General features: G+C 34.6%; 18 protein-coding genes. 7 read left to right on the top strand and 11 right to left on the bottom strand.

What is annotated here, in order from left to right:
• Positions 1–605: hypothetical protein (locus AC4PRO_RS16975; RefSeq protein ID WP_492118223.1), on the bottom strand; the 605-nt coding region annotated here is incomplete at its 3' end.
• Positions 606–1,105: 500 nt separating this feature from the next.
• On the opposite strand from AC4PRO_RS16975, the gene asnB reads away from it, so the two are divergent.
• From asnB to secDF, 4 genes are all read left to right on the top strand, one after another.
• Positions 1,106–2,722, top strand: a complete 1,617-nt coding sequence (gene asnB / locus AC4PRO_RS16970) for an asparagine synthase B (RefSeq protein ID WP_074723037.1) — start codon at positions 1,106–1,108, stop codon at positions 2,720–2,722.
• Positions 2,723–2,901: 179 nt separating this feature from the next.
• Positions 2,902–4,845, top strand: coding sequence for a DNA topoisomerase (ATP-hydrolyzing) subunit B (gene gyrB, locus AC4PRO_RS16965; protein WP_074723020.1), 1,944 nt, complete (start codon positions 2,902–2,904; stop codon positions 4,843–4,845).
• A 47-nt stretch (positions 4,846–4,892) separates the two neighbouring features.
• Positions 4,893–5,828, top strand: coding sequence for a malate dehydrogenase (gene mdh, locus AC4PRO_RS16960; protein ID WP_074723019.1), 936 nt, complete (start codon positions 4,893–4,895; stop codon positions 5,826–5,828).
• A gap of 219 nt (positions 5,829–6,047) precedes the next feature.
• On the top strand, positions 6,048–9,017 hold the full coding sequence (gene secDF / locus AC4PRO_RS16955) for a protein translocase subunit SecDF (protein ID WP_074723018.1): 2,970 nt from the start codon (positions 6,048–6,050) through the stop codon (positions 9,015–9,017).
• 872 nt (positions 9,018–9,889) lie between these two features.
• Here secDF and lgt read toward each other — a convergent pair.
• The 5 genes from lgt to AC4PRO_RS16930 all read right to left on the bottom strand — a co-directional run bounded on the left by lgt (position 9,890) and on the right by AC4PRO_RS16930 (position 14,967).
• Positions 9,890–10,816, bottom strand: a complete 927-nt coding sequence (lgt, locus tag AC4PRO_RS16950; RefSeq protein ID WP_492118222.1) for a prolipoprotein diacylglyceryl transferase — start codon at positions 10,814–10,816, stop codon at positions 9,890–9,892.
• A 110-nt stretch (positions 10,817–10,926) separates the two neighbouring features.
• Complete coding sequence (gene yidD / locus AC4PRO_RS16945; protein WP_074723015.1) at positions 10,927–11,181, bottom strand: membrane protein insertion efficiency factor YidD; 255 nt, start codon at positions 11,179–11,181, stop codon at positions 10,927–10,929.
• Positions 11,182–11,232: 51 nt separating this feature from the next.
• On the bottom strand, positions 11,233–12,711 hold the full coding sequence (gene cysS, locus AC4PRO_RS16940; protein ID WP_492118221.1) for a cysteine--tRNA ligase: 1,479 nt from the start codon (positions 12,709–12,711) through the stop codon (positions 11,233–11,235).
• 129 nt (positions 12,712–12,840) lie between these two features.
• Positions 12,841–13,512 (bottom strand): GTP cyclohydrolase I FolE, encoded by a 672-nt coding sequence (gene folE / locus AC4PRO_RS16935; RefSeq protein ID WP_074723013.1) that lies wholly within the window; start codon positions 13,510–13,512, stop codon positions 12,841–12,843.
• A 261-nt stretch (positions 13,513–13,773) separates the two neighbouring features.
• The gene (locus AC4PRO_RS16930; protein ID WP_074723012.1) at positions 13,774–14,967 is read right to left on the bottom strand and encodes a pyridoxal phosphate-dependent aminotransferase; all 1,194 of its coding nucleotides are present in this window, start codon (positions 14,965–14,967) and stop codon (positions 13,774–13,776) included.
• Between the two features lie 125 nt (positions 14,968–15,092).
• On the opposite strand from AC4PRO_RS16930, the gene AC4PRO_RS16925 reads away from it, so the two are divergent.
• The gene (locus tag AC4PRO_RS16925; protein WP_492118220.1) at positions 15,093–16,421 is read left to right on the top strand and encodes a PDZ domain-containing protein; all 1,329 of its coding nucleotides are present in this window, start codon (positions 15,093–15,095) and stop codon (positions 16,419–16,421) included.
• Between the two features lie 65 nt (positions 16,422–16,486).
• Here AC4PRO_RS16925 and AC4PRO_RS16920 read toward each other — a convergent pair whose 3' ends face one another.
• On the bottom strand, positions 16,487–16,876 hold the full coding sequence (locus AC4PRO_RS16920; RefSeq protein WP_074723010.1) for a DUF1573 domain-containing protein: 390 nt from the start codon (positions 16,874–16,876) through the stop codon (positions 16,487–16,489).
• Between the two features lie 160 nt (positions 16,877–17,036).
• Here AC4PRO_RS16920 and AC4PRO_RS16915 point away from each other — a divergent pair, with 160 nt between their 5' ends.
• Positions 17,037–19,670: a valine--tRNA ligase gene (locus AC4PRO_RS16915; RefSeq protein WP_492118219.1), complete on the top strand. Its 2,634-nt coding sequence runs from the start codon at positions 17,037–17,039 to the stop codon at positions 19,668–19,670.
• A 218-nt stretch (positions 19,671–19,888) separates the two neighbouring features.
• Entirely contained in the window at positions 19,889–20,275 is a 387-nt protein-coding gene (locus AC4PRO_RS16910; RefSeq protein ID WP_139174219.1) for a hypothetical protein, read from the top strand.
• Positions 20,276–20,358: 83 nt separating this feature from the next.
• Here the strand turns inward: AC4PRO_RS16910 and AC4PRO_RS16905 are convergent, their stop codons facing one another.
• The 4 genes from AC4PRO_RS16905 to AC4PRO_RS16890 all read right to left on the bottom strand — a co-directional run bounded on the left by AC4PRO_RS16905 (position 20,359) and on the right by AC4PRO_RS16890 (position 26,564).
• Entirely contained in the window at positions 20,359–20,907 is a 549-nt protein-coding gene (locus tag AC4PRO_RS16905; protein WP_492118218.1) for a PepSY-associated TM helix domain-containing protein, read from the bottom strand.
• 50 nt (positions 20,908–20,957) lie between these two features.
• Positions 20,958–23,360: a TonB-dependent siderophore receptor gene (locus AC4PRO_RS16900; RefSeq protein ID WP_492118217.1), complete on the bottom strand. Its 2,403-nt coding sequence runs from the start codon at positions 23,358–23,360 to the stop codon at positions 20,958–20,960.
• Between the two features lie 423 nt (positions 23,361–23,783).
• Positions 23,784–26,111 (bottom strand): type IA DNA topoisomerase, encoded by a 2,328-nt coding sequence (locus tag AC4PRO_RS16895; protein ID WP_492118216.1) that lies wholly within the window; start codon positions 26,109–26,111, stop codon positions 23,784–23,786.
• Between the two features lie 243 nt (positions 26,112–26,354).
• Positions 26,355–26,564 (bottom strand): hypothetical protein, encoded by a 210-nt coding sequence (locus AC4PRO_RS16890; protein ID WP_074723004.1) that lies wholly within the window; start codon positions 26,562–26,564, stop codon positions 26,355–26,357.
• Positions 26,565–26,709 lie beyond the last annotated feature (145 nt).

Genomic DNA, 26,709 nt, shown 5'->3' with positions numbered 1-26,709 from the left:
CAACTAGCAAAAGTACCATCATTATTACGGTTTTCCATATTTATAAATTTACTGTCATTAATTTTATATTGAACCTTATTAGAATTAGTAGCAGATGGTGTTTCAATTAAATAACCACTAAAAACGTTCTGTACAGCAATTTTTTTCATTTTTTCAAGGCTCAATGGTGTATGTATATCCTCTTGGTAGTATTCGCGGGGAAGAACGAGTGTAGAGCCCCTAAAAAAATACCATTTTCCTTTTATTTTTACGCCATAAAAATCGTATATGTAATCTTGAACTCCTTCTTCTACCATAGTTTGTTTTAAAACTGCTCCGTAAAATCTATTTTTCTGTTTATTAAAACAAAGTAAAGAATCTAATTGATAGGGATTTATTATAGGGATTTCAAGGCTATTAGAGACCCAATTAGCAATTGTATCATTAGCTTTTTTATATATTGAAAAATATTCTTTGTCTCCTGTTAATTTCTTAGAATAAGAAAAATATTGTTCTCTTTTTTTTCCTAAATTTTCATTATTTTGCTCCTCTGTTAATTCCTTTTTACATGAAAATAGTAAAAATGGAACTATTAAAAACACTATCTTAATTCCTTGGTTTGACATCGCCGTTATTTTTTGTTAATGTAAATATCCGATCATAATTCACTATCGAGTGACTTGCAGCAAAGCCTAATTGTTCTGGGGTTCTTTGTTCTATTGGGATTTTTATCCTCTTTAAATCATCGATATCCCCCGCTAACGCACGAATCCTTTCGTGTGGTAATTATACTTGATGGTTTTATGTTAAACGCCTCCTACATTATATATTCAAAAAGCACCCTCTGTATTATGAAACTTATAATTGCTATTTCGGACTTATAAATAAGATTATTCTGTAAATATATAAAATTAGTGCTTACTATAGGCAAGCCAAAGGATTCGTAATGGAGTCTATAGATTTGTTCTTTAAAATATAATACTTTAGATTATATAGGTTTTAATTGCATTTTTGATATATTTACTTGTGTTTGGTTATAAAGTATAACTAAATAGTGTAGTTGTGTTTTGTATTTTTAACCTGTATCGCATCTTTGGATGTTGAAAACAATGATAATAATAAAATTATGTGCGGAATATTAGCCATTATAGGAAAAGGAAAAGATGCAGAACAAGTAAAGGAGCTTTCAAAAAGGATGTCGCACCGTGGCCCGGACGAAAGTGATTTGCATGTTATGGAAAACGGATCTATTTTAAGTCACGAACGTTTGTCAATCATCGATTTGCATTCGGGTAAACAACCTATTCAAGGAAGTAATACTGCCTATGTGGTTCATAATGGTGAGGTTTACAATCATCAAGAATTAAGAGAAGGTATATTGAAAGAGCATACTTTTAGAACTAAATCTGATTCGGAAGTGATTGTTCATTTGTACGAAGAATTCGGTTATGACTTTTGTGATAAGATAGATGGTGATTTTGCTTTTGTCGTAGTAGACGAGGATGATTTTGTTGCCGCTCGAGATCCGTTAGGAGTGAAGCCGTTATATTACGGTTTAGATGAAAGAGGAAGGATTTATTTCGCTTCAGAAATGAAATCTCTTGCTGATCAATGCAAAACATTTTCCACTTTTCCTCCTGGACATTATTACACACAAAAAACCGGTTTTGTAAAGTATTACAAACCTGTATATGAAGACTATCAAAAGGCTGATCAAAACTTAGACTTAGAATTAATCAGAACCACTTTGACCGAGGCTACTCGCAAGCGGTTGATGAGCGATGTTCCCATTGGCGTGTTACTGTCTGGCGGATTGGATTCGTCATTAACATCTGCAATTGCCTCGAGATTATTGACGGAGCAAGGAAAAAAACTACATTCATTTTCTATAGGACTGGATGCAAATGCTCCAGATGCTTTGGCGGCAAGAAAAGTAGCTGATTTTTTAGGGACTGAACATCATGAAATTTATTTTACAGTTCAAGAGGGAATAAAAATATTAGATAAATTAATTTGGCATTTAGAAACCTATGATTTGACATCGATACGAGCTAGTACGCCAATGTATTTTTTATCAAAAGCAATCAGCGATTTAGGAGTTAAAGTTGTACTTTCAGGAGAAGGAGCTGATGAGATTTTTGGAGGTTATTTGTATTTTAGAAGCGCGCCTTCTGCGGTAGAATTCCAAAAAGAAACGATTGAAAGAGTACAGAAATTATTCACTGCCGATTTATTACGAGCAGATAAGTCTACGATGGCTCACGGATTAGAAGCGAGAGTGCCCTTTTTAGACAAGGCATTCTTAGAAATAGCTATGCGTGTTAAACCAGAAGAGAAACAGCCTAAAACGTATGATGGTAAAGAAAAATACATATTAAGAAAAGCATTTGACACTCCAGAAGATCCTTATTTACCTGCAGAGGTGTTATGGAGACAAAAAGAACAGTTTTCTGACGGGGTAGGGTACAACTGGATCGACCAATTAATAGAATATTGTGCTTCTCAAGTTACAGACGAACAGTTGTCTGGAGCAGTTGTAGAATTTCCATACAATCCTCCAATTACGAAAGAGGCTTATTTTTACCGATCTATTTTTAATAGACATTACCCGCAAGTTAGTGCGGCACAAACGGTTAGAAAGTGGATTCCAAAATGGCAGGAAAATCAAGATCCAAGCGGAAGAGCAAATGAAGCGCATGTACAGGCAGATACTGAAATAGCTAAGGCTGGCGCAAAAGTTTAAAAAACAATTGCATTTTATATAAAATTAGAACGCTCTTCATTTTGAGAGCGTTTTTTTATGCGAAAAAATCAACAATATGTTAATAACTTAACAGCTTAAAAAGCTATTTTAACGGTAATATAGTTTACATTTTTATATATTTGCGTGTTAGACGAAATTACATTATTAGAATAAATCATATGAGCGAAGAAATCAAGAAGGACAATTATTCAGCAGATAGTATTCAGGCATTAGAAGGAATGGAGCATGTAAGAATGCGTCCATCGATGTATATTGGAGATGTGGGGGTTCGCGGACTTCATCATTTAGTTTATGAAGTAGTGGATAACTCAATCGATGAGGCAATGGGTGGTCATTGTGATACCATTACTGTTGATATTAATGAAGATGGATCTATCACAGTTGAAGATAATGGTCGTGGTATTCCAGTAGGAATTCATAAAAAAGAGGGAGTTTCAGCATTAGAAGTTGTAATGACTAAAATTGGTGCTGGAGGAAAATTTGATAAAGATTCTTATAAAGTTTCTGGTGGACTGCATGGTGTTGGGGTTTCGGTTGTGAATGCGCTGTCAAATCATCTTACGGCTACGGTTCATAGTAGTGATGGAAAAGTGTACCAGCAAGAATATGAAAAAGGAAAAGCACTATATCCGGTAAAACAAATTGGGGAAACTACAAAAAGAGGAACAATAGTTACTTTTTATCCTGATGAAACTATATTTACTCAAACAACGGAGTTTTCATATGATACTTTATCTGCTCGTATGCGCGAGTTGTCATACCTTAATAAAGGAATCACAATTACATTTACAGATAAAAGAGAACTAGATAAAGACGGAAATTTTGTTTCTGAAATTTTTCATTCTGATGAAGGGTTAAAAGAATATATTCGTTATTTAGATGGAAATCGTGAGCCTATTATTGCACATGTGATCTCTATGGATAATGAAAAGGGAGAAATTCCCGTTGAGGTTGCCTTGATATACAACACAAGTTATACGGAGAATATATTTTCTTATGTAAATAATATCAATACGCACGAAGGAGGGACGCACTTGCAAGGTTTTAGAACGGGTCTAACTAGATCTCTTAAGAAATATGCGGATGCTTCGGGAATGTTAGATAAATTAAAATTTGATATCTCTGGGGATGATTTTCGTGAGGGACTTACGGCTATTATATCTGTAAAAGTTGCGGAGCCACAATTTGAAGGGCAAACTAAAACTAAACTAGGAAATAGAGAGGTTGTTTCTCCAGTAAGTCAAGCGGTAGGTGATATGATTGAAGCTTATTTGGAAGAAAATCCAAATGACGCTAGAATCATTGTTCAAAAAGTAATTCTTGCAGCGCAAGCACGTCACGCGGCTAAAAAAGCACGTGAAATGGTACAGCGTAAAACCGTAATGGGTGGCGGTGGATTACCAGGAAAATTATCGGATTGTTCAGAGCAAGATCCTACAAAATGCGAAGTATATCTTGTCGAGGGAGATTCGGCAGGGGGAACGGCTAAGCAAGGTCGGGACAGAGCTTTTCAAGCAATCCTACCATTACGTGGTAAGATTTTGAACGTAGAAAAAGCGATGCACCATAAGGTATTTGAAAACGAAGAGATTAGAAATATATTTACTGCTTTAGGAGTTACTGTTGGTACCGCCGAAGATAGTAAGGCGTTAAATATTGAAAAATTACGCTACCATAAAGTAATTATTATGTGTGATGCCGATGTCGATGGTAGCCACATTTCTACTTTAATATTAACGTTCTTCTTTAGATTCATGAAGGAGCTAATTGAAGAAGGTCATGTTTATATTGCTGCGCCACCTTTATATTTAGTTAAAAAAGGAAATAAAAAAGAATATGCTTGGAATGACCTTCAACGCGATCAAGCCAATGAAAGAATGGGTGGTAGTGCAGGAATCCAACGTTATAAAGGTCTTGGGGAAATGAACGCAGAGCAATTGTGGGAAACTACAATGGATCCGAGTTTCAGAACCTTGCGTCAGGTAACCATCGATAGCTTAGTTGAAGCAGACCGAGTTTTCTCGATGTTAATGGGAGATGAAGTGCCGCCACGAAGAGAATTTATTGAAAAAAATGCAGTTTATGCTAATATTGACGCATAATTAAATTAAAAGAATCAACTAACTAACCAGAAATACATATATAAAAGATGAAAGTTACTATTGTGGGAGCAGGAAATGTAGGAGCAACTTGTGCAGACGTAATTTCTTATAGAGGAATTGCAAGTGAAGTAGTATTGTTAGACATTAAAGAAGGTTTTGCCGAAGGGAAAGCTTTAGATATTATGCAATGTGCTACTAATACAGGATTCAATACCAGAGTTACTGGTGTTACCAATGATTATTCTAAAACCGCTGATAGTAAAGTGGTAGTTATTACTTCTGGAATTCCTAGAAAACCAGGAATGACTCGTGAAGAATTGATCGGGATCAATGCAGGAATCGTAAAAACGGTTGTTGAAAATGTATTGGTTTATTCACCAGATGCTATTATTGTAGTGGTTTCAAATCCAATGGATACTATGACCTATTTAGCTTTAAAATCTACTGGACTACCAAAAAACAGAATCATAGGGATGGGTGGAGCTCTTGATAGCTCTCGTTTTAGAACGTACTTGTCAATGGCTTTGGGTAAACCAGCTAATGATATTTCAGCAATGGTTATTGGAGGACATGGTGATACGACAATGATTCCTTTGACGCGTTTAGCATCTTATAACGGAATTCCAGTATCTCAATTTCTTTCAGAAGACGCTTTAGAAAAAGTAGCTGCTGATACGATGGTTGGAGGAGCGACGCTTACAGGTCTTTTAGGGACATCAGCTTGGTATGCGCCAGGAGCATCAGTTGCTTATTTGGTGGATAGTATTTTGAATGACCAAAAGAAAATGATTGCTTGTTCTGTTTTTGTTGAAGGCGAGTATGAGCAAAATGACATTTGCATTGGAGTACCTTGTATAATTGGTAAAAACGGTGTTGAAGAAATTGTTGAGATTGAGTTAAATGATAAAGAAAAGGCCGTGTTTGCTAAAAGTGCAGTTGCGGTTCGAGCAATGAACGATGCATTGAAGTCAATTTTAGCCTAATAATATGTTATATAATGAAAAAGACTGCATTTTAGCAGTCTTTTTTTTGAGATTAATCAATAAATAAATTGGTTAATCTTAACCTTAATTATATATTTGCTCGGTTAAAAAAAAATAATATATTTCTTGGTTTCCTTTTTTAAGTTTGAAATCGTTGTCAAGTGCTATTTTATAAGGGTTGAAAATAAATAAATTTAAAATAATTAATTTTTAGTAATAATGCAGAATAAAGGACTTATTAAATTTTTCGCAATTCTATTTGCATTGGTGAGTATTTACCAACTTTCTTTCACTTTTGTCGCAAGCAAAGTAAAAAATGATGCCAAAGCATATGCTGCAGGTAATTCTGAAAAAGAAACAAAATATTTGGATTCCATCGGTAAGGAAAGTGTCTTTAACCTTGGATTTACAAATTTCACTTTCAATGAAGTAAGTGATAAGCAAATCAACAAAGGTCTTGACTTAGAAGGTGGTATTAATGTAATACTTCAAATTTCAGTAAAAGATATATTGAAAGGATTATCTAATAATTCTAAAAATCCTGTATTTAACAAGTCTTTGGCAGATGCTACGGCTGATTTAGAAGGAAACAAGTCTTATTTAGATAAGTTTTTTGATGCTTTTGCTGCAAATTCAAAAGGAACTGTAAAATTAGCTTCACCAGATATTTTTGCAAACAGAAGTTTGCAAGGAGAAGGTGGAGTAGATTATCAAATGACTGACGCAGAAGTTGAAAAGGTTATCAAAAGAAAAGTTGATGAATCTGTAGAAAGTGCTTTTGGAGTACTAAGAAAAAGAATAGATAAATTTGGAGTTACTCAACCTAACATTCAAAAGCTAGGAGAGTCTGGAAGAATTCTTGTTGAACTTCCTGGTGCTAAAGATGTAGACCGAATTAAAAAATTATTACAAAGTACCGCTCAATTAGAGTTTTGGGAAACATACAAAATTGAAGAAATTGGTAATTTCTTGATGGCTACAAATGAGGCATTGAAAAAAACCGAAATTACTATAGTGGAGTCAAAACCAGTAGTTAAAGATTCTTTGAGCGCTTTATTAACAGACGGGAAGGATTCTGCTGCTACTAAAAAAGGAAATAACCCTTTGCTTGACAAAATTATTGCTCAAGGTGGTGGTCCAGTTTTAGGTCTTTTCTCACCAAAAGATACAGCAACAGTAAACGGTTATTTTAAAAGACAAGATGTTATAAATTTACTGCCAGCAGAGCAGCGTTATGCTAAATTTGTTTGGGGGAAACTTACAACAATAAAAGACGCTAAAGATAAAGATATTGAAGCGGTAGAGCTATACGCATTAAAAGGAAATAGAGATAACGTCCCTGCAATGAGTGGTGGAGTTGTTACTGATGCATCAGATACTTTTGATCAATCAGGTAAGCCAGCTGTTTCTATGCAGATGAATGGTCAAGGTGCAAAAGGTTGGGAAGAATTAACAGGTAGAGCCTACACGCAAAAAAGTAATATCGCTATTGTTCTTGATAATATCGTATATTCTGCACCAGGTGTATCTAGCGGGCCAATCGCTGGAGGTAGATCTGAAATATCGGGTGCTTTTGATGTTACGGAAACTAAAGATTTAGCAAATGTATTACGAGCAGGGAAACTTCCGGCCTCTGCTGATATTGTTCAGTCAGAAGTGGTAGGGCCTTCCTTAGGTCAAGAGGCTATCGATTATGGTACAAATTCTGCGATAGTAGGATTGCTTTTAGTATCACTTTGGATGATGGTTTATTATGGAAAAGCAGGTTGGTATGCTAATATTGCATTGGCGGTTAACTTGTTATTTCTTTTTGGAATCTTAGCAAGTTTAGGTGCAGTTCTTACATTGCCAGGTATTGCAGGTATTGTTTTGACAATGGGTACGGCAGTAGATGCGAATATCATTATCTATGAAAGAGCCAAAGAAGAATTACGAGAAGGGAAATCATTAGATGAAGCAGTAAAAGCTTCGTACAGTTGGACTGGAGCCATGCGATCTATTGTAGATGCAAACGTTACGCACATCTTAATTGGTACTGTATTGTTTATTTTTGGTTCAGGACCAATAAAAGGTTTTGCAACGACATTATTAATTGGTATTATAACTTCATTGTTTACTTCAATCTTTATAGCAAGAATCTTTATCGATAAAAATATTGCTAAAAAAGCTAATTTAACATTTGTTACTAATTTTTCTAAAGACTTTTTTACAAATTTCCATTTCGATTTCTTAAAAGTAAAAAAATGGACGTATGGTTTTTCAGCAATTGTAGTTGTTGTGAGTATTGTTTCATTGGCAACAAATAAACTAGATCAAGGTGTTGATTTTGTGGGAGGAAGAACATTTCAGGTTCGTTTTGAAAAGCCAGTTGAAGTTGAAGTTGTAAAAGCGGAACTTGTAAAAGTATTTGGTAGTGCGGAAGTTAAAATATTTGGTAATGATAATCAATTGAAAATCACAACTAAGTATAAAGTGGAAGAGCACGGTAATGAGGCTGATCAAGAGGTGAATAAATTATTGTTTCAAAGTTTGAAACAACATTACTCGGCAGATTTAACATACGATAAATTTGTAAACGCATATGAAGGTAAACTATACGGTGTTGTACAACAGTCAAAAGTAGGGCCAACTGTCGCGGAGGATATTAAAACTAATGCATACTGGGCAGTTCTTGGATCAATGCTAATTGTATTCTTATATTTGTTAATTAGTTTTAGAAAATGGCAATATGGTTTAGGTGCGATAGCAGCTGTAGCCCATGACGTTATATTTGTATTAGGAATTTATTCTTTATGCTATAAATTCATGCCTTTCGGTATGGAAATTGACCAACATTTTATCGCGGCAATTCTTACTGTTATCGGGTACTCAATGAATGATACTGTAATTGTATTTGACAGGGTTCGTGAATTCTTAGATGGTAATACTAAAGGTACTTTTTCAGAAATTGTAAACAAATCAATTAATTCAACAATGTCAAGAACAATCAATACTTCATTAACTATGATTGGTGTATTGGCGATAATGTTCTTTTTCGGTGGAGAATCGATTAGAGGGTTTATCTTTGCAATGCTTATAGGTATTATTGTTGGAACGTATTCTTCATTATTTATTGCAACTCCAGTATTGGTAGATACAATTTCTAGAGAAGACAAAAAGTTTATCGAAAAACAACATCAAGAGAGCTAGTATTTAGTTTTTATAAATTACTAAGACCCAACGAAAGTTGGGTCTTTTTTTTGTTTTGAATTTGCCAGTAAATCATTTTTAAATTGATTATATCTTATAGTAACAAGTAAATAGTATCTTAATTTTTTAATAATGCTGATGACTAATAGTTGACTCTTTTTTCTAATTTTTATTTATCACGGATAATGGAGTTTATACGCAAGAGATGAAGCGTAGTTTTGCATTTGGTATACACTATTGTCTTGGAGGTAATTTAGGAAATAAGAACTACAGTTATACAAGCCGCTATTCTAAAGTACAGGGTAGTTGCTGCTAAAACAAAGTAAAAATTTTAAGTGTCAACTAATTATTCAACCTTAAATGGATTTTATAGAATATAAACGTACAGACGAGGACTATTATGCAAAGGAATATATGCAATCCGAACTGGATAAACCGAGTAAGTACCGGAGCGTAGAATACATAAATGACTATAGTTTGAATGTAGGGTTTATTATAAGTATGATTATTTCAGAGCGCTTTTCTATTTTTTTTTATTAGGGGGTGTTGGCCCTATGATTACGGATACTGAGACACAACGGCTTTCTCTGGGTTTGCGTTTTCAAATACTGTTTCATTAGGAATTGCATACAAATTATGCAATAGGATAGTTGAAGTAAGACCTAGTTTTAGTCATCTTTCTATTGGGATTGCAGAAAGTAAATTTTGGTTTTAATACGCATAATATGGAAGTGGGCTCGAATTATTCATTGTAACAGATTTAGTATTTCTGTAAGGCTGTTTCGGAAGGAGACATTATTGCAAAAAAAAAGCCTCCTTTTGTGGAAGCTTTTTAGTTTGGTTTTATGATTGATTTTATTCTAAAGTAGGTCTTAAACTTTTACTGGTTTTTTAGCTGTAAAAATAAAATATAGCCCGATAAGAATAAATGGGATACTTAGCCATTGACCTGTAGAAAGTAATCCTAAGGAGCTTTCAAATCCACCTTGACTTTCTTTCACAAATTCTACAACGATACGTACGGAAAATAATAGTGCAAGAAAAAGTCCGAATAAAAATCCAGATTTTAGTCTGGTTTCTGTTTTCCAATACAAGAAAAACAATATCGCAAAAACAAAAACATAACAAAATGCTTCATACAATTGAGCTGGGTGTCTGGCAGGAACTTGTTCTAGTAAATTAGCAAACTGTGGATTAGTTGCAATCGCTTGATAAGCTTCATTTGGAGTTGGTATTTGTGTTGCATTTACGGCATCTCTAGGACTAAATTGATCACGTATAAATTTTATTCCAAAAGGGGAACTTGTCTGTTTTCCTATAATTTCAGAATTGAAAAAATTACCCAGTCTAACAAAAATAGCACCACTTGCCACAGCAATAACAATTCGGTCTAAAATCCATAGCAATGGTTTTTGTAGCACTTTCTTGCTGTAATAATACATCGCGATTATTATTGATATGGCTGCTCCATGACTTGCTAATCCTTGATATCCGGTGAATTCAAAATTAGGACTAAATCTAAAAGGTAAAAATATTTCTAATAGATGATTGCGGAAGTATTCCCAATCATAGAAGAGAACATGACCTAAACGAGCACCAAGTAATGTGGCAAGAACAGTCCAGATGAACAAGGAGTCTAATTTCTCTATGGATTCGTTTTCGCGATCATAGATGTTTTTCATGATGTACCAACCCAATCCAAATGCAATTACAAACATTAGGCTGTAGAATCGGATTATAAAAAAACCTAAATCAATACCTTCTGATGGGTTCCAAACTATGTTTAAAGCGTGTGTCATTATTTTTTATTTGATGTAAAAATACATTTTTTGTTTTGAGTTTCAATAGTATATTGAAGTTATGCCTTATTTTCTTGTGCTATTTAAGAGGCAAATTGCATAATTTTAACTTACGGATTGTCTTGGTGATTGCACTTTTTTTTAGGAACTGGGTCATAGCCGGTTTTACCCCAAGGATGACAACTTAAAATTCGTTTAACACCCAGAAATCCGCCATAAAACAAACCGTGAACTTGCAATGCTTCAACCATATAAGAGGAGCAAGTGGGCGCAAACCTGCAGGTTGCAGGCATAAGTGGTGAAAGCACAACTTGATAAAAGCGAACTAATACTATAAAAGGAAATATGAGGATTTTTGAAATCATATTTTAGATATTTAGTATTTAAATTTTTAGTTGATCATTAAAAAAAGATCATTAAACACTAAAAGTAGTTCCTTCTTTACCATCTTTCAATTGAATTCCATAGGCAATCAATTGATCCCTTATTTGGTCAGAAAGTGTAAAGTTTTTATCTGCTCTAGCTTGATTTCTCATTCCTATAAGCATATTTACAACTGCTTCCAGTTTATCATTGCTACCGTCTGCTATTTTTTCGTCTTCCAGTCCCAAAACATCAAATACAAAGGCATTCATTGTTGAAGCTAAGTTTTCTAAATCAACTGCATTTAAGGTTTCTTTACCATCATTCAATAGATTGATAAAGCGAACTCCTTCAAATAATTGTGCTATTAAAATGGGGGAATTAAAATCATCATTCATAGCGTCGTAGCAGGATTGCTTCCAGATAGCAATATCCTGTGTACTGCTAGGACTTGCGCTTATCTGTTTTAAAGTAGCTAAGGCTTCCATCAGTCTTTTATATCCTTTTTCGGCTGCAACGATGGCATCATCAGAAAAATCAAGGATGCTTCTGTAGTGTGCTTGTAACATAAAAAATCGAGCTACCGAAGCTGGAAAGGCTTTACTTAAGATGGAGTTTTCTCCTGTTAAGATTTCTCTTGGTAAAATATTATTTCCGGTTGATTTAGCCATTTTTTTTCCGTTCAAAGTCAACATGTTGGCGTGCATCCAGTAATTAACTGGCGTTTGGCCGGTACAAGCTTCATTTTGTGCAATTTCACATTCATGATGAGGGAATTTTAAGTCCATTCCGCCTCCGTGAATATCAAAATGGTTACCGAGGTATTTCGTACTCATGGCTGTACATTCTAAATGCCAACCAGGAAAACCTTCGCTCCATGGAGAAGGCCAGCGCATAATATGCTGTGGCTCGGCTTTTTTCCAAAGTGCAAAATCCTGTGGATTTCTTTTGTCAGTTTGTCCATCAAGATCACGGGTATTAGCAAGCATGTCTTCAATATTTCGACCGCTTAATCTACCGTAATGATTGGTCTCATTGAATTTAACTACATCAAAATAGACAGAACCATTCGCTTCATATCCAATTCCTTTGTCGATAATTGTTTTTATAATCTCAATTTGTTCAATAAGATGCCCCGTAGCCGTAGGCTCGATACTTGGAGGTAAAAAATTAAAAGCCTTCAAAATTTCATGAAAGTCAACAGTGTATCGTTGCACAACTTCCATCGGTTCTAATTGCTCTAAACGTGCTTTTTTCGCAATTTTGTCCTCTCCATCTTCCGCATCATCAACAATATGACCTACATCAGTAATATTTCGTACATAGCGCACTTTATACCCTAAATGAAGTAAGTATCTGAATATAATGTCAAATGACATAAAAGTTCGCACGTTTCCAAGATGTACATTGCTGTAAACCGTTGGGCCGCAAACATACATACCTATGCTGCCTTCATGAATGGGCACGAATGTTTCTTTCTCTCCTGAAAGAGAATTGTATATTTTTAACTTCTGGGTCGTATATAAAGGCATGTTTGTTTTTTTAGGAGCTGTTTCCTGCTTTCCGCTTCAATCTTTTTATCTCGTCCTAAAGACGAGATAAAAAGGATTTTCACTTCAATCAGGGCTAGGGATTTATGGGTAAATAACGTCTAAATTACTTTAGAACTTTGTTTCTAATTTGATATAATCCAAAAACTCTCTGCGAGCTTGTGGGTCTTTAAATTTTCCACCAAATTCAGAAGTGACTGTGCTACTTTCGATATCGCTGATTCCTCTTGAGTTGACACAAAGATGTTTTGCGTCAATAACGCAGGCAACGTCTTTTGTACCCAAAGCATTTTGTAATTCCTGAACGATTTGCATTGTTAAGCGCTCTTGTACCTGTGGTCTTTTAGAATAGTACTCAACAATTCGATTCATTTTTGAAAGTCCAATTACTCTTCCGTTAGAGATGTAAGCAACATGTGCTCTTCCTATAATCGGTAATAAGTGGTGCTCACAAGTGGAGTAAACGATAATGTTTTTTTCAACTAACATTTCGCCGTATTTGTAATTATTGTCGAATGTAGATGCTTTTGGCTTTCTTGCAGGATTCAATCCTCCAAAAATTTCTTTTACAAACATTTTTGCAACACGATTAGGTGTGCCTTTGATGCTGTCATCAGTTAAATCCATCCCTAGTGTACGTAGGATACTTTCAACATCTTTTTTTATGCTTTCTATTTTTTCGTCATCAGTAATATCAAAAGCGTCTTCTCGTAAAGGATTTGTTGCGCATGAACCAATATGATTATCTCCTATTTCGTCATGAATTTCTTCATTATGTTTCATTAAAAGCTACTATTATAGTGGGTGTATATATTTAGTCTGTAAAGATAATTAATAAATACGAAAGAATTTCCATCCCTTTTAATAATTAATTGATCCCTTTAACATAGTGATAGTGTTAAGTGCTTTTTACGATTTTGTGTCAAAAATAAACGGCAATAACTGTAATGGTTATTGCCGTTGTAGGGTATTGTTTTAATTGTGAGAACTATATCTCTGTTTTTACAGTATTATTGTTTCACTATTGTCTGATTGTAGCGCTTATTACTTTGCGTTATAAACTACAATTGCTTCTTTAAGAATTTGTACTGCTCTAATCAACTCTTCTTTCTTTAAGACATAAGCAATTCTAACTTGGTTTAAGCCAACTCCAGGAGTAGAGTAAAATCCAGCTGCTGGTGCAACCATTACTGTTTCTCCATCAAGATCGTAACTTTCTAAAAGCCATCTTGCAAAATCATCAGCATTTTCAATAGGAAGTTCAACGATACAATAGAAAGCTCCTTTTGGAGTCGCAACTTTTGCGCCTTCAATTTTATGCAATTCAGCGATAAGCGTATCTCTGCGCTCCCTGTACTCTGAGATTACTTCATCAAAATAACTTTGAGGTGTATCAAGAGCTGCTTCACTAGCTACTTGAGCAAATGTTGGTGGACTTAATCTTGCTTGCGCAAATTTCATTGCTGCAGCCATTAATTCCTTGTTTTTTGAGACAATACAACCAATTCTTGCGCCACACATACTGTATCTTTTTGACACAGAATCAATCATGATTGCGTTTTCTTCTAGGCCGGGAATGTTCATTACAGAATAATGGATGTCACCGTCATAAGTAAATTCTCTGTAAACTTCATCAGCGATTAAGAACAGATCGTGTTTTTTTACTAAGTCAGCTAGTTGCATCATTTCCTCTTTCGAATACAAATAACCTGTTGGGTTTCCTGGATTACAAATAAGGATTGCTTTTGTTTTTGACGTAATTAGTTTTTCGAAATCAGCGATTGGAGGAAGTGCAAAACCAGTTTCAATAGACGAAATAACTGGAACTACATTGACTCCTGATGCAGTGGAGAAACCATTGTAATTAGCATAAAATGGTTCTGGGATGATAATCTCATCTCCAGGGTCCATAGTACTTCCCATTGCAAAAAGCAAAGCTTCTGATCCACCTGTTGTAATGATAATATCTTCAACATTGATTGGCAATCCTTGATTTTTGTAGAATTGAGATAACTTCGTTCTGTAACTTTCAAAACCAGCTGAATGGCTGTATTCTAATACTTTTATATCAAAATTCTTTACCGCATTCATGGCCACCTCAGGTGTCTTGATGTCGGGTTGTCCGATATTTAAGTGGTATACTTTGTTTCCTTTTTTCTTTGCAATTTCGGAGTAAGGAACTAATTTACGTATTGGAGATTCAGGCATTTGTGTACCTTTGTTTGATATTTTTGGCATGATAGTAATTGTTGAAATGCAAATTTGCGATTTTTTTTTTGAACTAAATAAGCTATACAGCCTATTTATTGTTAAATGTGCAATATTCTTCGGTTTTTTCAGTAATTTTATAGAAACCTTTACCAATGAAAAAACGGTTCTTATTTTTTTTTCTTTTCATTTATGCCCTTACTATCTCGGCACAAGGTGGTTTTCGATTTAAAAAAGAGGGTAACAAAGTAAGTATTCCTTTTAAATTAATTAATAATCTCGTATTCATTCCTATAAATGTTAATGGGGTGGAGCTAACGTTTTTGTTAGATTCTGGTGTGAAGGAGACCATTCTATTTAGTTTAGAAGACAAAAATGAAGTTAGCCTTAAAAACATTGAAAAAATTACTTTGCGGGGGTTAGGAAGTGAAGATGCGATTGAAGGATTGAAATCTGTGGGGAATGTACTGGAAGTTAAAGGGATGGAATCCATTAATCATCTTTTATATATTATTGTTGACCAAGATTTTAATCTATCCTCCCATATCGGAATTCCAGTAAACGGAATAATCGGATCTTCTATTTTTAAAAATAATTTGATCGAAATTAATTACGAAAAGAAAAGGGTGGTTTTTTATAAGGACAGTCGGAAAAATAGAAAAAGGATAGAAAGGAAATATAAAAAAATTCCCATTACGGTTGAAGGGTCTAAACCATATGTAAAGGCAAATGCTATTATTGATTCTGATATTATTCCAGTGAAATTGCTTGTAGATGTTGGAAATAGCGATGCGATTTGGCTTTTTCAAAATATTTCTGATAAGATAAAAGTTCCTAAAAATAATTTTGATGATTATTTGGGTAAAGGATTTAGTGGTGATGTGGAAGGGAAAAGAGCCCGAATTACAGAATTTTCAATTGTTGATTTTAAATTTTTAAAGCCTATAATAGCGTTCCCAGATTATAGTTCTATAAAGCATGTAACAATGGTTTCTGATAGGGTAGGGTCTGTTGGAGGTGAAATTTTAAAGCGGTTTTCAGTTATTTTTGACTATCAAAATGAGTTTTTGTATTTAAAGAAAAATAGGCATTATTTTGCTTCATTTGTCTATAATAAAAGTGGAATTGAAATCAGACATTCTGGTGTGCAATGGGTTAAGGAAACAGTTCAGCTGCAAGCTTTTCCAATAACGGTAGACCATTTGGATACCAATGGGGGTAAAAATGCGACTAGTTTAAAATACAAGTTTCAATTAAAACCTATTTTTGAAATAGCCAACATTAGAAAAAATTCACCAGCTGAAAATAGTGGTTTACAAAAAGGGGATGTGATTATTTCCATAAATAAAAACCCGGCCTATAAATATTCTTTACAACAGATCAATTCACTCTTAAGATCAGAAGAGGAGAAATGGATAACCATTGAAATAGAAAGAAATAAGCAACCACTGAAATTCAGCTTTCAGCTTATCGATGTTTTGTAAAACGAAAAACGTTCCTTGAAATAATTATCAAGGAACGTTTTAATTTTATTAAGGTATGACTAATACTAATTAGCGATTACCTCCCCCTTAATTTTTAAAGGAACTCTCCCTTCGTCATAATTAACAGCATTAGATTCTACTGTAATCGTTTTTCTAATTGGTCCTACGGCCATGTTGTACTTTACTTCAATTTTACTAGATTTCCCTGGTAAAATAGTTTCATTTTGTTTTGAGAGAATTGTAGTGCTCGAAGTGGATTGAACAGAATAGATAATTAAAGGAGCTGTTCCAGTATTGGTAAATTCAAATACTCTAATACCATTGTCCTTCTCTTTAGTGATCGTTCCGTAATCGATAGTATTATTTTCAGCTTTGAATTCAATTTTAGCTCCGTTCTGGGCAAATCCGATACTAGTAAAGAATATAACCGCTATTATTGTTGCTATTTTTTTCATAAGATTTTTTTTATAGATAAAAAGTAAATTTAGTTTCTTTATATTTAAAGCACAAATTTTTATTTCGCTTTTTATAGTGTACTTAATTATTTACTTTTGTTCCCTATATGAATTACAAATATCAGACCAAAGTTTAATTTTGGTTTTAACAGTTGCTTTTATGACAATTCCCGCACAATTTGACGCCAAGAATATTGAAGATAAATGGTATGACTACTGGATGAAAAATAATTATTTTCATTCGGAGCCTGACCATAGAACGCCATATACCATTGTAATTCCTCCGCCTAACGTTACTGGAGTTTTACACATGGGACACATGTTAAACAATACGATTCAAGATGTCTTGATTAGAAGAGCGCGGCTAAAGGGCTTCAATGCTTGCTGGGTTCCCGGTACCGATCATGCTTCTATCGCCACAGAAGCTAAGGTTGTTGCTAAATTGAAAGCAGAAGGAATAAATAAATCTGATTTATCTCGTGAGGAATTTTTGAAACACGCTTATGATTGGACTGACAAATATGGAGGTGTTATCCTAGAACAACTTAAAAAATTAGGTGCTTCCTGCGACTGGGAACGTACTAAGTTTACTATGGATCCTGATATGTCAGCATCTGTAATTCGTTCTTTTGTTGATTTATATAACAAAGGACTGATTTATCGCGGATACCGAATGGTAAACTGGGATCCAGAAGCGAAAACAACTTTGTCTGATGAAGAAGTTATTTTTGAAGAAAGACAAGGAAAATTATATTTCATTAATTATAAAATTGAAGGAAGTGAAGATTTCTTAACGATTGCTACAACGCGTCCAGAAACAATTTTTGGCGATAGTGCGATTTGTATCAATCCAAATGATGAACGTTTTACTCATTTAAAAGGTAAGAAAGCCATTGTACCTATTTGTGGTCGTGTGATTCCTATTATTGAAGATGAATATGTAGACATCGAATTTGGGACAGGATGTTTAAAAGTGACTCCTGCTCACGATATGAATGATAAAACGCTAGGAGAGAAGCATAATCTTGAAATCATTGATATTTTCAATGAAGACGCTACGATGAATAGTTTTGGTATGCATTACCAAGGAAAAGACCGTTTTGTAATACGTGAAGAAGTTGCTGTAGAATTAGAAAAAATAGGAGCACTTGCAAAAACAGAAACGCACTTAAATAAAGTAGGAACTTCTGAAAGAACAAAAGCCGTTATCGAACCAAGATTGTCAGATCAATGGTTCTTAAAAATGGAAGATTTAGTAAAACCAGCGATACAATCTGTTTTAGTGGACGGAGATATTAAATTGCATCCTAAGCGTTTTGAGAATACTTATGCACACTGGTTGAATAATATTCGTGATTGGAATATTTCTCGTCAATTGTGGTGGGGACAACAAATTCCGGCTTATTTCTACGGAGATGGAAAAGAGGATTTTGTAGTTGCCGAAAATATTGAAGACGCTTTGGCTTTAGCCAAAGAAAAGACTAAGAACTCTGGACTAAAGACTGAGGACTTAAAACAAGATGTAGATGCTTTAGATACGTGGTTTTCTTCTTGGCTATGGCCAATGTCTGTTTTTGGTGGAATAATGGATCCAGAAAGTGAAGATTTTAAATACTATTACCCTACGAATGATTTAGTAACAGGTCCGGATATTTTATTTTTCTGGGTAGCGAGAATGATCATTGCAGGATATGAATACACAGGTAAAAAACCATTTACTAATGTTTATTTAACGGGATTAGTTCGTGATAAACAAAGACGTAAAATGTCTAAATCATTAGGAAACTCACCGGATCCACTAGATTTAATAGAGAAATTCGGTGCCGATGGAGTTCGTGTAGGATTGCTGTTAAGCGCTTCTGCAGGAAATGACATCATGTTTGATGAGGAATTATGCAATCAAGGTAAAGGGTTTACTAATAAAATTTGGAATGCTTTCAAATTGATAAAAGGATGGGAAGTATCTGATACAATTCCGCAACCAGAATCTTCTAAGGTGGCTATCGAATGGTATGAAGCTAAATTGCAACAAACGCTTGTAGAAATCGAAGATAATTTCGAAAAATACAGAATATCAGAAGCTCTGATGGGAACCTACAAATTAGTGTGGGATGATTTCTGTTCTTGGTTCTTAGAAATGATTAAACCGGCATACCAACAGCCTATTGATAGTATTACTTTTGCGAAAGCAATAGAAATGCTTGAAAATAATTTAAAAGTATTGCATCCTTTTATGCCATTTTTGACAGAGGAAATCTGGCAGATATTAGCAGAGAGAACTCCGGAAGAAGCATTAATTGTTTCAACTTGGCCAGAATTAAAGCCTTTCGATGCGGCTCTAATTGCCGATTTTGAAAATGTCGCAGAAGTAATTTCTGGAATTAGAACCATTCGTAAAGACAAGAATATCCCTTTTAAAGATGCGATTGAATTAAAAGCCATTAATAACGATTCGGCTTCTACTTATTTTGATTCGGTTGTGATCAAATTAGGAAACATCACAGCATTAGAATATGTTACTGAAAAAGTGGACGGTGCTTTATCGTTTAGAGTAAAATCGAATGAATATTTTATTCCGATTACAGGAAACATCAACGTAGAAGAAGAAATTGCAAAATTAACTACGGAATTAAATTATACAAAGGGCTTCTTGAAATCAGTACAAGGGAAACTGTCTAATGAGAAATTTGTAAACGGAGCTCCTGAGAAAGTTTTGGCAAACGAACGACAAAAAGAAGCGGATGCTTTAGCTAAAATTGAAACAATCGAGCAAAGTTTAGCTGGATTGAAGTAATAGTAATAATTATATAGTTGTAAACCCCATCTTGTTAGAAACGAGATGGGGTTTTTGTTTGTCAGTACTTTTTTTGAGGAAAATTCGGTATTTTCTCGACGAACGACATGGCGGTTGTATTTCAAGGGATATTTTTCCCTTTAAACGATTTATGTACAATTCTGAGTCGATTGTTGTTTACTTTTATAGCTTATTTGTTAAATACCACACAATACCAAATGAGAAAATTATTTAATTCCACTTATAGGAAAGATTATTTTGATGGATATTCTATAGGCGTAAATCCACATTTATCTTTAGAGAGGAAAAAAAACAAAGCATTTGTTACCGGATTTAAATCAGGTCGATTAGATTACGAGAATAGGAATGGTTTAATTTGTTGCGGAATACCGCAACGTATAATAACTGAAAAAATCTTAGAAGATTTTCTTATCGCAGGAATGTTTGGTTTTGACATAGAAACAGATGGCTACACTGCTTTCCAGATTAATATAATTTCACATTGGTATCAAAGTGGTGTCGAAAAGTATGATCCGGATCAATATTCAAATTTAGCAGCGTTACTTAATACAAATAATATTGAAATGAACTTAGCACATCAATAGGTGTATTTGAAATAGCTTTAAAAAAATAAAATCCGTAATAGTTAATGTACTATTACGGATTTTTTAGCTGTATCTTCAGAACTTTATCCAAATAAAAACAAGAATAAAAGTGGAAATAAAATTCCTGCAACTGCCAGCTTCCAACCTCGATTTCTCCAGCTAAATTTTCCGGCTTTTATCATTATTGTTCCGCTTATGGCAATAATGATTAGGCTTAAGGCAAAAATATCAGAATAATAAATCCAGAAATTAGAGGTATTTTTATGTAAACTCATGGACTGACTGATGATTGGTGTTTTTATGAAAGAAATAATCTCTCCTTTTCCAGTTTTCATTTCAATTTCGACATCGGTGTTTTCAAATGAAATTTTTAGGTTTCCCTTTTTGATGTTGTGTCGACGGAATTTGTCGTCTATTTCCAGTTTCGTACCTAAGTCCTTAGCAAATTCTTCATTAATTTCACTTTCTTCCGGTAGTGTTACTTCAATACTTTTTGTCTCCGTAGTATATTTGTCTGGATGCCACATGTCGCGGTGGTTCATCATCAGTCCTGAAAAAGCGAAGGAAACGATAAGTCCAATGTAGAAATAGCCTAAATCTCGATGTAAATTTCTGAAAGTCTTTTTGTTCATGGTTTTTGTAAAGTTATTTTTTTAGACCATAAAGGTAAAAAAAGGTTTAATTAGAACTTATATTTTAATGAAGTCATCGCTTGACGGGGCGCAATTGGGTTTACACTGTAGTTCTCATGAACGGTATAGTCTAAAACGTTTCCAACATTCGATAATTTACATAAGACAGAGAATTTACCCCATTCATAACCGGCAGATATATCTACAGTAGTGTAATCATTTATTGGTACTTGTCTATCTCTAAGAGTCACAACTTGAGTATCTGGGTCAATTAAGATTTGGTTGTTCCATCCAGCTACACGATTTCCTATGTAATTTGCTGATGATCCAATTGAGATTCCTTTTAGTATTCCTGATGGCACAGTGTAAAAGAAGCTTAGGTTAGCTGTGTTTGCTGGTGTTCTTGCTAGACGGTCTCCTATAATAAAGCTTCCGTTAAGACCTGAAGTTTTTGTGTAGCGCATGTCGTTATAACTATATCCTGCCATTAAGCGTAAACCTTCAATAGGTCGTGCAGTGATATCCAGTTCTACCCCTTTACTTTTTGTTGCACCGCTCAAAACTTTTATGCTTGAATCAGTGTTTAATGTTCCGTCTGCTCTAAATTCAGCAGTTTGGGCTAAGTTGCTATTTTCAATTTGGTATAATGTAACATTAGTTGATAATATTCCGTTCCAGAAATCCTTTTTAACCCCTAGTTCATATTGATCAATTAATGAGGGTTTGATTACTTTTAGATCTACTGTTGTGCCTGAGTTTGGAGTAAAAGAATTAGAATAACTAGCAAATAAGGCCATGTCTTTTGTAGGTTGATATACAAGACCTAACTTAGGAGTAAAAGCTTGGTCGATACGTTTCGCATCAGTTGCAACCGTAGTTGGCGTTTTAGTTAAATCATAAGTTTCAGCTTGAGCTTCTTGCCATGACCATCGTAATCCTGCCAACACTTTGAATTTGTCAGTAAGCGAAATTAAATCTTGCGCATAAATTCCAAAACGGTTTGTGTCTGTTTTTACTATTTTTGTGTTTGTTGCATCTGGAATGGCAGCACCTTGATCAAAATTATCAAAATCAAAAATGTTACCGCTACCATAAGTGTTAGGTGAGAGTGTATAAGTATATGCTTGAGCATAAGAATTCTCAAAGTCAACACCTGTATATAGTTGGTGTTTTATATTTCCAGTATTGAAATTTCCTTGTAAGCTGATTTGCTGTCCAAGTATTTGTTCTAGGTTTTTATTTTGACCTAATGGTCTTTCCCAGTAGCCATCCTCTGTTGGTTGGATACGTTCTGTACCTTTAGATGTTCTGTTATAGTTTTGAAAAGAAGAGTTGAAGTTTAATTTCCAATCGTCGTTAAATTCATGTTTTACTAACCCTGAAACACTGGCTTGTCGTGTTTGACCGTTAGACCATGTGGCACCTAAATAAGTGTTTCTAGGTACGTCAGCGATTTCTTTCCCAGTCATTCCGGTTCCAAAATCAGGAGTCCAATCATCGTGTAAATAATCTCCTTGTAATACGATTTCAGTTTTGTCACTTACTTTAAATAGTACCGATGGGTTGATATAATAACGTTCTTTTTTTACAACATCTCTAAAGCTTTCTGAGTTTTCGTATGAACCTGTAAATCGGTAAGCGATGGCATTGTTTAATGGACCATAAATATCAATAGATGGTTTGTAGAAGGCGTTGCTTCCCATCTGCATGCTAATTTCCCCTCCGCTCTTGAAAGAAGGTTTTTTTGTAACCATATTCAAGATACCTCCTGGAGCGACATTTCCAAATAAGAGCGCGGCACTTCCTTTAAGTACTTCTATTCTTTCCAGAGAAGATACTTCTGGAAGAGAACCATTGCTAAAACGGAAACCGTTTTTAAACATATTATTAGAAGACATATCGTATCCTCGAGACCAGAATGATTCTTGGGCACCACCACGGGCCGAACCAACATAGACACCATTCACATTTCGAATAACATCGCTCAATCGTACCGCTTGCTGTTGTGCTATAATATGATGTCCTACAATTTGAATGCTTTGTGGTAGGTCAATTGGCTTTATATCCAGACCTGATAAAACGGTTTCTTTCTTCTTGTTAGGAGTTTGCTTGATTTTAATCACTAATTCCTTCAAGGTCGTGATGTCTTCAATTAATCTAAATTCCACAAAATTTGTTTGGTTGGCCAAAACTTTAATCTCTTTAGATTGTTTTTTCATCCCAACACCCTCAAGTGTTATTGTATGGCTTCCTGTAGGGAAATTGGCAAATTTAAATTCGCCATTGGCATTCGTTTCAGTTGTTTTTGCTTCCTTGCCTAATTTGATAGCTATTCCTGGAAGCGGAAATCCATCTGCAGAAAGTATTTTGCCTTCGATGATTCCGTGTTCTTGTGCATTTATAAATAATGAAGTAAATAATAATATAAAAAGTATTCTAATTTGAGTGCTCATAATTGTTTATTTGGAATAAGTAAAAATAACGATGCAAATATATAATCTCATTTTGAAATTACAAAGCTTATTTAGATTAAATACTAATAATAAATTTAACTTTTTTTTAGTAAATTGAAAATCAAGTTTTTATGTATCGAAATAAAGGTGTGATTTCCTTCAAGTATTTTTAGGGGAGTCAGAAATGCTTTTTTATAAGAATTAGGATTTTTAAAACAATAAAGACCTCTTTCAAAGTGATTTAAAAGAGGTCTTTTCTATTTTTAAGAAATTTGGGGAATCAAAAATGCTTTTAGAAGCTTATAAAGGCGTTTGTTCTTGGGGGGTTGATGAACTAACTGTCCTGTTGTTTTAAGGCTTGATGAAAGTTCTTTGTAAAGCTCAAAATTTAGGTTGTAAATTTAAATACGACGGCAAAAGTGCCTAGTTGTTTTCCCCCAATATTTTATAAACCAATTCTTTAGTTGGTTTCTGGTCTTTCAATTTTTCTCTAACTACATCAAAAGTGACTTTAAAAGCACATCCGGATTTATAGTCGCTGCAACCGTAAGCGGTATTTCCTTTGATGACCGTTCCTTTTTGACATTTCGGACAAGGCAAAGCATCAGATTGCGTTTTGTTTTCTTTTGGTGGAGTGGGAGTAGCTATTTTTTTAGGTTCTAACTTGAGTTTGAAGTTCTCATCAAAACGAAGTAAACCTTCTACTGTTCCCGCATTAGTTACGAAGTCTTTTAAATTTACTGTAGACCCTTTTTGAAGCAAGCGTACATATTGGTTCTCTGATATTTTTTTCTCGGCGAAAGTATAAGGCAATACAAAATCGCAACCCGCTTTATAGCCGGAGCAACCATAAGCGGATTTTCCTTTTAGAAGTGTCCCTTTTTTACATTTCGGACAAACTTCTGCTGCAATTCCTGCTGCTTTCTTCTTCTCTACGGTAGCCTCTTGTTTTTGAATGCTTCCGGCATGCGAAATATTAGCACGCTTGGTTTCACTGCGCACTTCATATACCAAAGCTTCTACCATGCGTTTCATATTGTTGATAAATGCAGCAGCGGTAAACGTTCCTTTTTCAATATCTTTCAACTGTTTTTCCCAAGATCCCGTCAATTCTGCCGATTTCACCAAATCATTTTGAATGGTGTCAATCAACTGAATTCCAGTAGGCGTTGGCAAGACTTGTTTTTTATTTCGAATAATATACTGCCGTTTAAAAAGCGTTTCAATAATATTAGCTCGTGTCGATGGACGTCCAATTCCGTTTTCTTTCATCAGTTCTCGTAAATCCTCATCATCGACCTGTTTCCCTGCTGTTTCCATCGCACGCAATAAGGTCGCCTCCGTAAACTGATTGGGTGCTTTAGTTGCCTTTTCTAAAAAGGAGGGTTGGTGTGGGCCTTTTTCACCTTCAACAAAGTCGGGTAACAAATCAGCTTCTTTTTCTTTAGCGTTGGTGCTGAGCGAAGTCGAATTGTCAAAAACAACGCGCCATCCTTTTTTTAAGATTACTTTTCCAGTGGTTTTGAAAGATACATCAGCCGCTTTACCAATTACCGTGGTATTCGCTACCGAGCAATCATCATAGAAAACGGCAATAAAACGTTTGGTAATAATATCATACACCTGTTGCTGATTGTATTGCAAGTTGCTCTGAATTCCCGTGGGGATAATTGCGTGGTGATCCGTTACTTTTTTATCATTAAAAACGCTAGCGGATTTTTTTATTTTTTTACCTAAAAGTGGTTCTGTTAAAGCAGCATAATTGGTTAGGTTTTGTAGAATTCCGTGTACTTTTGGATAGATATCGTTGGGTAAAAACGTAGTATCGACTCTGGGATAAGTGACTACTTTTTGTTCGTACAAGGTTTGAACAATTTTCAAGGTTTCATCCGCTGAAAAGCCAAACTTAGTATTGCAATAGACTTGTAAGCCCGTTAAATCAAAAAGCTTTGGTGCAAACTCATTTCCTTTCTTTTTTTCGATAGAGATAATTTCAAAATCACTTTCCTTGACTTTATTGGCCAAAAGTTCTCCGTCTTCTTTTTTCAAAAAACGACCTTCTTCGTAACTAAAAAGTGTTTCTCGATATAATGTTTGTAGCTCCCAATAGGGTTGTGGTTTGAAATTTTCAATTTCTTTCCAACGATCTACAACCATGGCTAATGTTGGTGTTTGTACACGTCCAATAGATAATACTTGTTTGTATCCACCATGTTTTACAGTGTACAAGCGAGTCGCATTCATACCCAATAACCAGTCGCCAATGGCTCTGGAAAATCCAGCGTAGTATAAATTGTCGTAGTTGGCAGATGGTTTTAAGTTTTCAAAACCCTCTCTGATGGCCTCGGTGGTTAAGGAGGAAATCCATAGTCGTTGCACTTCGCCTTTATAGTTAGCTTCGTTCATTACCCAGCGCTGAATGAGTTCTCCTTCTTGTCCGGCATCCCCGCAGTTGATAACCAAACTAGCTTTGTCGAATAAGCTTTTTATGATTTTGAATTGTTTTTGAATCCCTGAATTCTCCACTACTTTGGTTTCAAATTTTTCGGGAAGCATGGGTAGGTTGTTCAAATCCCAGCTTTTCCAATAGGATTTGTAATCGTTAGGTTCTTTTAAGGTACACAAATGCCCAAAGGTGTAGGTGACAGCATAGCCATTACCTTCATAATAACCATCATGTTTGGTATTGGCACCTAAAACGGATGCGATTTCGCGCGCTACACTTGGTTTTTCGGCAATACAGACCTTCATTATTTCTTATTGATTTTGAAGTGGCAAATTAAGAATTTAGAAATTGGTATGGTAAAGAAATGTTCAGGAGTTATGAACGAGATGATTTTGCCGCTAAGGCACAAATTTTCAATCATATTCGAGTAAATTAATTGAACTATGGTAAAAACCAGAAGTTAGTTCGAAAATAAAAATAGTATAACTAGAATGTTCAGCAAGGATATCTATTAAGAGCTTTATAATTTTGAATTGGTCCGATCTGTTTTATTCCAAAACTTCACATTTATAATTTTCGTTAATAAGCAGTTCAATAATAGCCACTATTGGAATAATTTCGCCTTCTACTCGTAGTATTTTATCACAGTCATCTAAATCAAAGTTTATTTGTAGCGTAGAAAAGTGTTTGAGTAATAGCTGAAGTAGTGTTTTTGCCTCTTCAATGCCGTGGACATTTGTCTTAAATACCTCTACCATAATTCACTATAATAAATAATCGATTACAAATTAATTTTGGCTGAATTCAAAATGATGCGTTATTTCTATTAAAATTCATTGTTGTCCGATAAAAAAAGAAGCCAAAAAGATGGCTTCTTTAAATGAATCGTAAATTTGTGTTTCG

It is taken from the genome of Flavobacterium sp. DW-iso2 (assembly GCF_058725285.1).
The sequence above is the reverse complement of the archived record's forward strand: the minus strand, read 5'-3'. Positions and strand labels throughout refer to the sequence as shown.

Coding starts and splice junctions, on each gene's coding strand:
- yidD (WP_074723015.1), bottom strand. CDS start 11,181: ATGATTTCAAAAATCCTCATATTTCCTTTTATAGTATTAGTTCGCTTT.
- gyrB (WP_074723020.1), top strand. CDS start 2,902: ATGAGCGAAGAAATCAAGAAGGACAATTATTCAGCAGATAGTATTCAG.
- AC4PRO_RS16890 (WP_074723004.1), bottom strand. CDS start 26,564: ATGGTAGAGGTATTTAAGACAAATGTCCACGGCATTGAAGAGGCAAAA.
- AC4PRO_RS16900 (WP_492118217.1), bottom strand. CDS start 23,360: ATGAGCACTCAAATTAGAATACTTTTTATATTATTATTTACTTCATTA.
- AC4PRO_RS16930 (WP_074723012.1), bottom strand. CDS start 14,967: ATGCCAAAAATATCAAACAAAGGTACACAAATGCCTGAATCTCCAATA.
- AC4PRO_RS16915 (WP_492118219.1), top strand. CDS start 17,037: ATGACAATTCCCGCACAATTTGACGCCAAGAATATTGAAGATAAATGG.
- cysS (WP_492118221.1), bottom strand. CDS start 12,711: ATGCCTTTATATACGACCCAGAAGTTAAAAATATACAATTCTCTTTCA.
- mdh (WP_074723019.1), top strand. CDS start 4,893: ATGAAAGTTACTATTGTGGGAGCAGGAAATGTAGGAGCAACTTGTGCA.
- AC4PRO_RS16905 (WP_492118218.1), bottom strand. CDS start 20,907: ATGAACAAAAAGACTTTCAGAAATTTACATCGAGATTTAGGCTATTTC.
- secDF (WP_074723018.1), top strand. CDS start 6,048: ATGCAGAATAAAGGACTTATTAAATTTTTCGCAATTCTATTTGCATTG.
- AC4PRO_RS16920 (WP_074723010.1), bottom strand. CDS start 16,876: ATGAAAAAAATAGCAACAATAATAGCGGTTATATTCTTTACTAGTATC.
- asnB (WP_074723037.1), top strand. CDS start 1,106: ATGTGCGGAATATTAGCCATTATAGGAAAAGGAAAAGATGCAGAACAA.
- AC4PRO_RS16910 (WP_139174219.1), top strand. CDS start 19,889: ATGAGAAAATTATTTAATTCCACTTATAGGAAAGATTATTTTGATGGA.
- folE (WP_074723013.1), bottom strand. CDS start 13,512: ATGAAACATAATGAAGAAATTCATGACGAAATAGGAGATAATCATATT.
- AC4PRO_RS16925 (WP_492118220.1), top strand. CDS start 15,093: ATGAAAAAACGGTTCTTATTTTTTTTTCTTTTCATTTATGCCCTTACT.
- lgt (WP_492118222.1), bottom strand. CDS start 10,816: ATGACACACGCTTTAAACATAGTTTGGAACCCATCAGAAGGTATTGAT.
- AC4PRO_RS16895 (WP_492118216.1), bottom strand. CDS start 26,111: ATGAAGGTCTGTATTGCCGAAAAACCAAGTGTAGCGCGCGAAATCGCA.